Here is a 12,390-nt window from a genome sequence, read left to right on the forward strand (position 1 = left end):
TAAAGTTTAGAATTTTTATATTAATTTAATTAGAAACCTGCAAGGTTTTTGAAACCTTGCAGGTTAACGTAATTTTATTTTATTAGGCCAAAACATCATGCACTACATGACCGGAAACATCTGTCAATCTATATCTCCGTCCTTGATGTTTGTGCGTAAATTTAGTATGATCTATACCCATTAAGTGCATCATGGTAGCTTGTAAGTCATGTACATGCATAGGGTCTTTTACAATATTGTAACCAAAATCATCTGTTTCTCCGTAAGAGAATCCAGGTTTTACTCCTCCACCAGCCATAAACATGGTAAAACATTTAGGATGATGGTCTCTACCATAATTAGTGTCCGTCAACGTTCCTTGACTATAATTGGTACGGCCAAATTCGCCTCCCCAAACTACCAAGGTATCTTCTAACAAACCACGTTGTTTTAAATCCATAATCAAAGCTGCCGTAGCCTGATCCACGTCTTTAGCCTGACCTGTAATTTGAGTTGGTAAATTTTCATGTTGATCCCATCCCATGTGATATAATTGCACAAAACGAACATCACGTTCTATCAATCGTCTTGCCAAAAGACAATTGGCCGCGTATGTTCCCGGTACCATTGAGTTAGCACCGTACATTTGTATAATATGTTCTGGTTCATCATCAATATTCATTGTTCCTGGTACAGAAGTTTGCATTCTATATGCCATCTCGTATTGAGCAATTCTACTGTTAATCTCTGGATCGCCAAATTCTTCCTCTTGTTTTTGATTGAGTTCGCTAATATGATCTAGCATTTTCCTACGGTCTTCTCGCGACATTCCTTCAGGGTCTTTTAGGTACAGTACAGGATCTTTACCTGACCTGAATTGAACACCTTGATGTAACGAACTTAAAAAACCGTTACCCCAAAGTCTTGAATACAATGGCTGAGAAAATGGTCTTCCGGTACCTCTAGATAATAATACCGTGAACGTAGGCAAATTTTGGTTTAAGCTTCCTAAACCATAACTAAACCAAGAGCCCATACTAGGTCTGCCAGGTTGTTGCGAACCCGTTTGAAAGAATGTAATTGCAGGGTCGTGATTGATGGCTTCCGTATGCATGGATTTTACAAAGCACAGTTCATCAACTATCTTTGAAGTATATGGCATTAATTCACTAACCCAAGCTCTAGATTCACCATATTGTTTAAATTTAAAATTACCACCGACCAAAGGGAAATTGGCTTGACCAGAAGTCATTCCTGTTAATCGTTGTCCTTTACGAACAGAATCCGGTAGATCTTCGCCCCTCATTTTATTGAGTAAAGGTTTGTAGTCAAACAAATCCAACTGTGAGGGTCCTCCACTTTGGAATAAATAAATTACACGTTTAGCCTTTGGGGCAAAATGAGGTAAGTTCATTCCTGCCAAAGGTGAATCAGCCGCCTCAACAATAGAAGAAAAAGGGTCTAGCATAGACGCTGCGGCCAATCCGCCAATACCCAACCCCAACTTTTTGAGGAAATGCCTTCTATTATTATTTATAAAATGTTTAGAGAGTTCTTCCATAATATTATCCTTTTACAATGGCTTCATCAAGGTTAAAAACTAAACTAGTCATCATAGAAAGTCCATATAATTTTTCGGCCTTAATAGATTTATGCTCATTAACCAGTTCTTTTATTTTAGTTGCTTCATTAGCATCATAATTTTCTTCTGCATTATTTAAAAAAGTTATTAATTTTTCTTTTTCTTCAGCATCTGGTTTTCTTGATGTTAGTTTTCTGAAAATATGTTCAATACGCTGTTCGTCCGACAGATTATTTCCTTCTTTTAAGGTGTTTAGTGCCAACATTTGTGCGGCTTCGATCAAAACAGGATCGTTTAACATAACCAATGCTTGAAGAGGAGTACTTGTTTTTTGCCGTTTTACTTCGCATAAGTCGCGACCAGCAGCATCAAAAGTCATCATTGATGGCGGTGGAACAGTTCGTTTCCAGAATGTATAAAGACTTCTACGGTATTGGTTTCCGCCAGTATCCATAAAATATTTTGTTAGCCCTTGTCCAGAAGTGGTTTCTTCCCATATCCCCGGAGGTTGATAAGGTTTAACACTTGGTCCTCCAATTTTATTAACCAATAAACCGCTAACAGCCAAAGCATTATCCCTAATCATCTCAGCAGTTAATTTATCTCGTGAAGCTCTTGCCAAATATTTATTGTTAGGATCTATTTCTAGCAATTTACCATCGGTTTTTGAAGTTTGCTGATAGGCTCTAGAAAGTACCATTCGCCTCATCATTTTCTTCATATCCCAACCTTCTTCCCTAAAAGTTACTGCCAACCAATCCAGTAATTCGGGATGTGATGGTAGATCTCCTTGATTACCAAAATCGGCACTACTGGAAACAATTCCTATACCAAATATTTGTTGCCACATCCTATTTACGGCAACCCTTGCGGTCAAACTATTTTCTTCACTAAATAACCACTCCACCAGCCCTAGCCTGTTTTTTTGATATTTACCTTCAAACGGTGCAACCATTTCGGGTGCGGCCAATTGAACTTCATCGGTAGGAGCATCATAAGCACCACGGTTCAAAATATAAGTTTTCCGCTGCGGTTTATTATCCCGCATTACCATTGGCTTTGCTTCTTTAATGCTATCCGGCATATTTATAAAACTAAGTGCCTCTTTTATTTCCTTTGGAGTGATAGTAATATTAGGTTCGGGAATTTCGTCATATCCAATCAACCCTTTTTCATCAACTTGATTAAAAAAACCATAAAAACTATAATATTCTCTTTGAGATATCGGGTCATATTTATGATCGTGACATTGGGCACATTCCATCGTCAACCCTAACAAAGCTTTTGATGTGGTATTTGCCCTGTCCAACACATATTCCACACGGTATTCCTCATCAATAACACCACCTTCTTGTGTAATTTTATGATTTCTGTTGAAACCCGTAGCAAGTATTTGTTCCAAACTGGCATCTGGCAATAAATCTCCTGCCAATTGCCATTTTATAAAATCATCATAAGGTAAATTTCTATTAAAAGCACTGATAACCCAATCTCGCCAAGGCCACATAACACGTTCTAAATCATCTTGATAACCATGCGTATCAGCATATCTGGCAATATCTAACCAATTGGCAGCCATCCGCTCTCCATAAGCCGTAGAAGCTAATAATCTATCCACCACTTTTTCATAAGCATTGGGGCTATCATCGTTTAAAAAATTATCCAACTCCTCAATACTTGGTGGTAAGCCGGTTAAATCAAAAGAAACACGTCTTAACAGTTTTTCTTTACTTGCTTTTTCGGAGGGTTGCAATCCTTTTTGCTCCAAAGTTTTAAGAATAAAATTATCAATTTCATTTGTCACCAATTCTGTTTTGGCAACCTCAGGAACGTCTCTTTTTACAGGAGGCACAAATGCCCAATGGTCTTTCCATACAGCACCCTGTTGAATCCATTTGGTTAATACTTTACGTTCGTATTCAGTTAAAGATAAATTTGAAGTTACTGGTGGCATCCTTTTTTCAATATCAGGATTATTGATACGAAATACCATCTGGCTATTTACCGTATCACCAGGAATAATTGCATGTCTGTCCAAATCTTTACCAATAGCTGCAAAGGCAGTCTCTTTAAGGTCTAGCCGAAGTCCCGCTTCTCTTGTGCCCTCATCTGGGCCATGACATAAATAACATCTATCCGATAAAATCGGTTTTACATCAAAAATATAGTCAACAGTTTCTGGGACTTTCATCTCAGCAGTTGTGTAGTTGTTTTCCGTTGTATTGTTTAATGTGCTATAACCTTCACTGTTATCTTTTGTTATAAATTTAAAAAGTAAAACGAGCAAGAACGGCACTATAAAATACAGCACCCATTTTAAATATCTATTTCTCTTTTTATTGGACATACTTTAGGAATTTGATAGCAGTTTAGTGAAAAAATTCTATACGTCATTATTTTTTCGACCAACGTATTAATTTTCAGTCCTTAAAGATATAAAATATTGGTTAATTTAGATGGTGGTATAAATTTTTAAATAATAGTTGTTTTGTAGCTTTACTTTCAAGATTATTAATTTAATTTAGAAAAAATAAAACTCAACTATTAATTGTAAGATTCTCAGCAAGAAAAGACCATCAAATTTTGGACAAACTCATCGATAAAAAATAAAATCTCATTAACCAACACAAAAAACCATGTACACTAAAAAAGTATTTCCAGCTAAAGAAATGATAAAATGGACGAAATTCGAATCGTTCCTTTTTTTGGTCATAGGAACCATTTTTGTAATACTTATAAAATATTTAGGATTAACTTGGCTAAAAATACCTTGGGCACCCATCGCTGTAATAGGTTCTGCAGTTGCATTTGTAATCGGTTTTCAAAACAATTCGGCTTATGGTCGTATTTGGGAAGCACGTAAAATTTGGGGTGGTATTGTGAATACTTCGCGTACGTTTGGTGTGTATGTACAGGATATGGTAACAAACGAACATTCAGTAGTTAAACATACAGAAGAAGAATTACAGCATGAAATAAAAACATTAACTTATAGACACATTGCTTGGATGACCGCCTTACGCCATGCCATGCGACAGCCCAAACCTTGGGAAACGGCGAATACTGATAAGGGCAATAAAAAATGGACAGATATGATTGGGGCACCTGAAAAAAGGTCCACATTGCAAGATGATTTAAAACCCTACTTATCGGCTGGTGATTTAGCATACACTTTATCTAAAAATAATAAGCAAACCGCATTACTTTACTTACAGTCGCATCACTTAAAAAAATTAAAAGAACAAGGTGTTGTTTGGGAATTTTCATTTTTAGAACTGGAAAGTCTAGTACAAGAACAGTTTACACTGCAAGGCCAAAGTGAACGTATTAAAAACTTTCCATACCCAAGACAATTTGCCACTTTGAACCATTATTTTATGTGGATTTTTGTAATGCTTCTTCCCTTGGGTATTGTTCCTCAATTTGCCGAAATTGGCAATGACATTGCGACCAACTTTCCAATAATGAGCAAATACTTTATTTGGTTTTCAATACCCGTTTATGTTCTAGTTGCTTGGGTTTTCCATACTATGGAACGTATTGGGCGAACTGGCGAGAGCCCTTTCGAAGGTTTAGTGAACGATGTGCCTATTTCAACCATTGCTAGAGGTATTGAAATTGATTTGCGTCAAAATTTAGGAGAAAGCGAAGAAGAAATTCCAGAACAATTTCCTGTAATTTACGATACTCAGATGTAGTTGGAAATACTAAATTTATTCAACCAATTTATTTCAAAATTCTTAAGTGAACGGTTAGATAACTATTATAATTTTGAAATGTCAATAGATTTCGTTGGATAGAAGATGTTTAATAAATATTTTTTTACAAATTTTCACACCACTTACAACCAATAAAATCTTGCTAAAAATCCCGATAAGGTGCTTCCAACAAAGCATTTACCTCCTCTTCTGCAAATTTAGCATTCTCACTGTCCCAATTCAAGGTTTTATTTGGGAAACGACCCGCAATAACACCTAATAAAATAGTTTCTGTTAACCTTGAAGCATAAGAAAATGGTGCTGAACATTCAGTTTCTCCCAAACAGGCATCTACAAATTCATGATAATGTTTTTTCCCTTCTGATGCGTAGTCCCTAATGGGTTTACCCATATTATGTTCTTTTTCTATTGCAGCAATTTCTTCAGATATATCTACATATTTACCGTCCACAATTTTTCTTGGCAATTCCATAAAGTGAGGTAATAGTAAACGTCCTTTTTCACCAATAAACATAGCTCCTTGTCCTGGTAATTTGCCTTCGGCCGTGGCTTTTGTTTCTAGTGACATTTTCTCATCCAACGAAGCCTCTTTTTCTTTGTCTGCTTTACCTTTTATGGTATTATCTCCTGGCAATTTGAAATCTTCGTGGTCTTTTGGTGCTCCAGATCCGTCATACCAGACCCATTTTAGCGTTTCTGCAGTATGTTTTGTTTGTGGGAATTCATAAGTCACAATATTGTTTTCGGGAAATCCAAAACCATTAGGCTCCCTGCATTCATTCATAACCGTTTTAGGAACGTCCAATTCCAGTGCATTGTACGGGGTATCAAAAATATGAACACCCATATCACCTAAAGTTCCGCAACCATAATCTAATAATTTTCTCCAATTACCGGGATGGTAAAAACCTTCTTTATAAGGTCTTTCTGCCGAGGTACCCAACCACAGGTTCCAATCTAAGGTCTCAGGAACTGGATCTGAACCTTTGGGTTCAGGGCCGTTATAACCCCAATTTTTCGGTGACCATGCACGTACTGTATGCACTTTACCAATAATACCCGATTGAATAAGCAATGTTGCCAATTTGTAATCATAAAACGAATGGACTTGAATTCCCATTTGCGTAATCAAGTTGTTGTCTTCAGCTTTTTTCCGCATTGCCCTTGCTTCTGAAACATGATGCGTCAGCGGTTTTTGGCAATAAACGGCTTTACCTTTATCCATTGCCAACATTGAAGCGGGAGCATGTGTATGATCTGGTGTTGATACAATAACGGCATCTATTTCATCAGCCATTTCTTTAAACATTACCCTATAATCTGCATATGTTTTTGCATTTGGATGTAATTTTTTAGCGGCTTCCAAATAATTGGTGTCAACATCGCACAAAGCAACAACATCTACTTTATCATGGGATGAAATATCAGCTAAATCTGCCGCACCCATATTCCCTACACCTATATGGGCGGTCCGTAAGCGTTCCAATTTATTTAATACAACCTCTTCACCTTTGTTTTCCGCTTTTGTTTTACACATCACTAAAGATGGTGATATGGCCAAGCCCATTGCACTTAAACTACTTATTTTTAAAAATTCTCTTTTATCCATGATGTGTAATTTTGATGTGTAATTTTACAATTTTTTTATTTTAATGTTTCGTAACCATAAGGGACTATCGTGATCTTGAACAACGATGTAGCCAGACTTAAAAGTGCCATATTTTGGAGAATCTTTCCACTTACCCTCTTCTTTTCGCTTTTCCCAATCTTCTGACCAAGGCACAAACTCAAGCAGTTTTTTACCATTTAACCAATGTTCTACTTTTTCTGGTGTAAAAATGATACGAGAAGTATTCCATTCCATAGCTGGTTTTACTATTTTTTGACTCAAATCTGGTACATGCATGGCATAGTCAGCTCCCGTCTTCTGCCATTCTTCTAGTTTCGCGTTATTAATTTCTTCCCATTTTAAATCATCTAGCATTTGATATTCTGGTGACACCTCGTATGGCGGCCAATCACCTTCTTTTACATGATACATAATTCCACTATTTCCGCCTTCAGGAATCTTCCATTCCCAATACAGCTCAAAATTTTCAAACTCTTCGTCTCCATAAAGAATATCTTTGCCGCCCTTGTAATCTTGTTCCAATCCCAATTCGGTATCAAAAGTTAGAACACTATCCTTTACTATCCAGCCCGGAGGCATAGCATCACCATTATAGGCTCGCCATCCTTTTGTACTTACACCGTCAAAAAGATGGATCCATTCTTCGGATGCTTGGGTTTCTGACGTTTCGACTTCATTGTTTGATTCATCTTTTTTAGCCTCTTTTTTACAAGAATAGGCTATAAAAAGGATTAATAAAATTGTTGTTAGTTTTTTCATTTTTTATTTAGATTTAGTTCTAAATTTTAAAAATACACCCCTAGCTCCTTTGAAGAGGGAAACTACTAGGTGTATTATTAAAGTTTAATTATACATTTATATTTAACCTTTAATCAAAGAACATTACTCCACCAAAACCTCATCAATAAACAACCAGACGCTTCCGCCAGTTGGAGTTTTATTTAAATTAGTTGCTTTCACTTTTACATATTGTGTTCGTTGCTCTTCAAAGTTTACAATAAAATTTTTAAGTTCAGAATCAGCATTTTTGGCATAATTTCTTTCCCTTTTACCTACAAATTTAAAATTTTTCCCGTCGTTTGAAGTAAATACTTCAATTTTTGTAGGATAATAGATTCCTGGGCCTTGATTTTCCATTGCACCGACCGAAACTTTACCAACCATGGTCGGTTCTTCCAATTCTATTATTACTTCCATATTGTCTTCTAACCATGCCTGCCATTGTCCGTCGTGGAAATTTTTTGAACCTCGCAATGCATTTACCAATGTGAACTCGCCTATTCCTTTATAGCTATCGCTATACGGAATTAAATAATTCACTTTTTTTGCTACTGCTTTATGAAATTTAATAGTATCTGTAAATATCTTGCCTATAGGTTTGCCATCTTCGAACATGGATGCTTTTATGGCGGTGGTCTCTTTAATTTCAATAGGATCTTTATACAGTTTCGCGTCATTACTTATTACTTCATCTCCCAGTACGTATCTTATATCAGAATTTGGAAATTCATTTTTTAGCACCATATTCACGGATTTATTTTCCAAATCTACCTTCATATCGGCCGTTACCAAATATGCACTTTTAGCGTAATTTATGTTTAAGGCTTCGTAACGTTTAAATTGAATTTTTAATCTCTTGGTAAAGTCGTTCCAATCCAATGATGCCTTAGGAGACCAAATAGTTTCGGATAACGCAGCCAATCTTGGAAATATCATATATTCAGAATGGGAAGTAGTGGGAATATATTCCGACCACAAATTGGCTTGGGCACCCAATATATGCTGGGATGCTTCCTTGGGCATATTTTCAGGAACTGGATCAAATTTATATACTTTATTTAAAGGTACATATCCGCCCTGAGCAATTGGTTCAACGCTTTGTGGGCCTTGATAATGGTCAAAATAGCAATGTGAACCCGGTGTCATAATTACATCATGCCCTTGTTCTGCCGCTTCAATACCGCCCTTGAAGCCTCTCCAGCTCATTACGGTAGCTTCAGGAGCTAATCCGCCTTCTAAAATTTCATCCCAACCAATTAGTTTTTTGCCTTTGCTATTTATAAATTTTTCCATACGTTTTACAAAATAGCTTTGTAATTCATGGACATCTTTCAAGCCTTCGGTTTTCATTCTTTTTTTACAATTGGAACATTTTTCCCATTCCGTTTTTGTAGCTTCATCTCCACCAATATGTATATATTTTGATGGAAAAACTTCTATTACCTCTAATAAAACATCTTCTAAAAACTCGAAAGTGGTTTCCTTGCCAGCACAATAAATATCGGTAATTGGCCAAACACCACCCGATGGTACTGCTACTGGTTTTCCGTGGCAGGTTAAATGCGGATAAGCTGCCATAACGGAAGTAACATGAGCTGGCATTTCAATTTCGGGAATTACCTCAATATTATTTTGAGCAGCATACGCTACAATTTCCTTAAGTTCTTTTTGAGTTAAAAATCCACCATAAGTTCCTTTTTCATTCGGGTCATTATCATCTCTTGCATTCCAATGTTTATCTTCTTGTTCAACCCGCCAAGCACCAACTTCGGTCAGTTTTGGATATTTTTTTATTTCCATCCGCCAACCTTGGTCATCAACCAAATGTAGGTGCAATACATTCATTTTGTGCATTGCCAAACGGTCAATGGTTTTTAAAATGTATTCTTTAGGGAAGAAATGTCTAGACAAATCGAGCATTAAGCCTCTATGGCCAAACCGTGGTTTGTCTTTTATTTCAAGTGCTGGTAAAATTAAATCCACACTTTTCTCACTGTAAACTTCAGCGGGCAACAGTTGTAATATAGTTTGTGTACTGTATAAAAATCCACCAAGACTACTGGCTGAAATGGTTACTTTATTATTGTTAATAGAAACTTCGTAAGCTTCGTTTTCCAGACCTTCTTTTAATGCAAATTCAATACTATTTTCCGTAGAAGTTTCACCAAAAGTTACTTTATTTCCGGAAGATTTAAGTTTGTCCATCAACACATTAGCCACAATTTTTAAACTATCATGAGCAACAATTTTTGTGTTATTGTCAATACTGAACGAACCTTCATTTAAAGTTAGCTCAACTGGTTTTGGAATAATATTGATATCATTGTCCGTAAAATTTTTGTTTTTTTTACTTTCTGCACATGAGAATATGCTTATTACAAAAATTATAATTAAAAAGTGTTTCATTATCACATATTATTTTAATTAAATTTAAAACCCTTGTCTAATCTTTAACAATTATTTTACCATCTTCTTTAATGATAATTGTTTTATCCGAAAAGGGACTTTTAGCACTAATATTATAACCTGTTAAATGAATATCAATAGCAAATTCAATATTCTCATTATTTACGGTAAAACTTGAAAAATCTAAACTCTCTAGTGAATTAGCCCATTTGCCATTTTTACTATAATATGATTTTTGTGCTCTATACAATTCTGCCAATTTCCATTTAATATGTTCATCCGCTGGGATTGTAAATTCATCCTTTTCTCCAGCTTTTTTGGTAGAAAAATAAACATAGCCCCATTTTTCTGGTTCGTGCATATTTATTACGCCCATTGGTGACCATACCCAATTGTACTCATGTAAAAAATCGCCTTTTTTGTCTTTTTTACGATAATATCTGTTTTCGATTAAATCAAAATCCCAATTGACACGTGAAAAGTTAACCCTCCAAAAATCATCACGAGGCACATTATCCTCAAAATAGGATTTTCTAAATGTTTTCCATGGGATTGCTATTTCCACCGTCCAACCTTTATCCGTATCGTTAGGATTATTTAAAGTTCCATCAATTTGAACCGCTGTTTTTAAACCTGTAATATTCCAATCGTTAAGTACGGGCTGATGTTGTTCTCTATAAGGTTTGGTAACAAATAATTCCCAAACCGTATTTAGGGCATTGAGTTCAATTTCAAAATAGTTATGTGTATCACCATCAGGATCGACAAACACCTCAAAATCATTATTATAAAAGATGATAGTATCTCGTTGTTTTAAGTTTGCCCAAACGTGTGGTTCTTCTATTTTGGCAAAAATGTAATAATACTCTTCGTCCCATAACATTTTTACATTGGTTTTGTAGGTTGGTTTTTTAATACCTTCAATATCAATAAAATTTTCCGACCAAGGTACGTTTTCCCAAACTTTTTCATTTGCCAGGCCATCTATTGACATTTTGTCGTTGGTTTTATAAGCAATATGAGTTCGTGGTACTAATTGTTCGGTTTGAGCACAGCTGGTAAGTATTCCGATAAAAACGAAAAGAGTAAATATTTTAAATTGTAGTTTGTTCATAATGTAAGAAGCCCCTCCCTAGCCCTCCACTCAAGGGAGGGAACGCATTGGTGCTATAATTTATATTTCTATTATTTATTCTAATTCTCTGCGTATCTGTTAAACTCTGTGCAATGAACTTTCGATTTAGACCTACAAGGTTTTGGAAACCTTGCAGGTCCCAACTAAAGACTGTTGTCTTTAGTAAACTGAACTACTTCGCTCAATTTACCAAAAGCCAATGCTACTGAGGTATCCGCGGCACCATAATATACTGCTAATTTATCCGATTCACTGTCATGTAAAGCTGCACAAGGGAAAACAACGTTGGACACATCGCCAACCATTTCATAATCCATTGCTGGACCTAACAAGTAATCTCTTGTTCTATATTTTACTTTGTCCGGATTGTCTTTTTCTATAATTGCCGAGCCCATGGCATATCTAAATCCGTTACAGGTATTAATAACACCATGATAAATCATTAGCCAACCTTCATCCGTTAAAATAGGTATTGGCCCTGCTCCTATTTTGGTACATTGCCAAGCACTTTCTTCAAAAGGGGTTGCCTTCATGACAATTCTATGTTCGCCCCAGTATTTCATGTCGGGACTGTAACTAATATAAATATCGCCAAAAGGCGTATGGCCATTATCACTTGGGCGGCTTAACATGGCAAATTTTCCATCAATTTTTTGTGGAAATAAAACACCATTTCGGTTAAATGGCAAAAAGGCATTTTCGCATTGAAAAAACTCTTTGAAATCGAATGTGTAACCGATTCCGATTGTTGGTCCGTGATAGCCATTGCACCAAGTAATCCAATATCTATCTTCAATAAAAACGACACGTGGATCATATTTATAGGAAGATTCTATCATTTGGGTATTCCCCGCTTTAAAATCTATTTTATCGTGATTAATGTCCCAATTTATGCCATCTTTACTAAAACCGGCAAAAATATTCATTTGTACAGCTTTGTTATCACATCTAAAAACACCTGCGTATCCGTCTTCAAAAGGTACTACAGCACTGTTAAAAATACTGTTGGAACTAGGAATATCGTACCTGTTTATAATTGGGTTTTCTGAGTATCTCCAAATAATATCATTGCTCCCAGCAGGTTTGTCTTGCCAAGGAATGATACATTTCGGATTAATGGTTTCGGATTTTGTATTCAATACTTTTAATATTTATTGTT

At 35.9% G+C, this 12,390-nt stretch carries 8 protein-coding genes; 1 reads left to right on the forward strand and 7 read right to left on the reverse strand.

Features of this window, described 5'->3' with window-relative positions; genetic code table 11:
- Positions 1-82: 82 nt before the first annotated feature.
- Both UMM65_RS10025 and UMM65_RS10030 read right to left on the reverse strand, forming a co-directional pair.
- A complete protein-coding gene (locus UMM65_RS10025) occupies positions 83-1,540 on the reverse strand; it encodes a DUF1501 domain-containing protein (protein ID WP_321976378.1) in 1,458 nt (485 codons plus the stop codon).
- Positions 1,541-1,544: 4 nt separating this feature from the next.
- A complete protein-coding gene (locus UMM65_RS10030; RefSeq protein ID WP_321976379.1) occupies positions 1,545-3,908 on the reverse strand; it encodes a PSD1 and planctomycete cytochrome C domain-containing protein in 2,364 nt (787 codons plus the stop codon).
- Positions 3,909-4,197: 289 nt separating this feature from the next.
- On the opposite strand from UMM65_RS10030, the gene UMM65_RS10035 reads away from it, so the two are divergent.
- Positions 4,198-5,259: a bestrophin family protein gene (locus UMM65_RS10035; RefSeq protein WP_321976380.1), complete on the forward strand. Its 1,062-nt coding sequence runs from the start codon at positions 4,198-4,200 to the stop codon at positions 5,257-5,259.
- A gap of 163 nt (positions 5,260-5,422) precedes the next feature.
- Here UMM65_RS10035 and UMM65_RS10040 read toward each other — a convergent pair whose 3' ends face one another.
- From UMM65_RS10040 to UMM65_RS10060, 5 genes are all read right to left on the reverse strand, one after another.
- Positions 5,423-6,889, reverse strand: coding sequence for a Gfo/Idh/MocA family protein (locus UMM65_RS10040; protein WP_321976381.1), 1,467 nt, complete (start codon positions 6,887-6,889; stop codon positions 5,423-5,425).
- Between the two features lie 24 nt (positions 6,890-6,913).
- The gene (locus tag UMM65_RS10045; RefSeq protein ID WP_321976382.1) at positions 6,914-7,669 is read right to left on the reverse strand and encodes a 3-keto-disaccharide hydrolase; all 756 of its coding nucleotides are present in this window, start codon (positions 7,667-7,669) and stop codon (positions 6,914-6,916) included.
- A gap of 123 nt (positions 7,670-7,792) precedes the next feature.
- Positions 7,793-10,096 carry a glycoside hydrolase family 20 protein gene (locus tag UMM65_RS10050; protein WP_321976383.1) on the reverse strand — a complete coding sequence of 768 codons (2,304 nt, stop codon included), beginning with the start codon at positions 10,094-10,096 and terminating at the stop codon, positions 7,793-7,795.
- A gap of 37 nt (positions 10,097-10,133) precedes the next feature.
- The gene (locus tag UMM65_RS10055; RefSeq protein ID WP_321976384.1) at positions 10,134-11,210 is read right to left on the reverse strand and encodes a carbohydrate-binding family 9-like protein; all 1,077 of its coding nucleotides are present in this window, start codon (positions 11,208-11,210) and stop codon (positions 10,134-10,136) included.
- Between the two features lie 164 nt (positions 11,211-11,374).
- Complete coding sequence (locus UMM65_RS10060) at positions 11,375-12,349, reverse strand: glycoside hydrolase family 130 protein (RefSeq protein ID WP_462976391.1); 975 nt, start codon at positions 12,347-12,349, stop codon at positions 11,375-11,377.
- Positions 12,350-12,390: the final 41 nt, after the last annotated feature.

Origin of the sequence: Aureibaculum koreense (assembly GCF_034296135.1) — a bacterium.
Lineage (GTDB): Bacteria > Bacteroidota > Bacteroidia > Flavobacteriales > Flavobacteriaceae > Aureibaculum.

What these genes read in the sequence shown, in the direction of transcription:
- UMM65_RS10025 (WP_321976378.1), bottom strand. Translation starts at nt 1,540, where the DNA reads ATGGAAGAACTCTCTAAACATTTTATAAATAATAATAGAAGGCATTTC.
- UMM65_RS10030 (WP_321976379.1), bottom strand. Translation starts at nt 3,908, where the DNA reads ATGTCCAATAAAAAGAGAAATAGATATTTAAAATGGGTGCTGTATTTT.
- UMM65_RS10035 (WP_321976380.1), top strand. Translation starts at nt 4,198, where the DNA reads ATGTACACTAAAAAAGTATTTCCAGCTAAAGAAATGATAAAATGGACG.
- UMM65_RS10040 (WP_321976381.1), bottom strand. Translation starts at nt 6,889, where the DNA reads ATGGATAAAAGAGAATTTTTAAAAATAAGTAGTTTAAGTGCAATGGGC.
- UMM65_RS10045 (WP_321976382.1), bottom strand. Translation starts at nt 7,669, where the DNA reads ATGAAAAAACTAACAACAATTTTATTAATCCTTTTTATAGCCTATTCT.
- UMM65_RS10050 (WP_321976383.1), bottom strand. Translation starts at nt 10,096, where the DNA reads ATGAAACACTTTTTAATTATAATTTTTGTAATAAGCATATTCTCATGT.
- UMM65_RS10055 (WP_321976384.1), bottom strand. Translation starts at nt 11,210, where the DNA reads ATGAACAAACTACAATTTAAAATATTTACTCTTTTCGTTTTTATCGGA.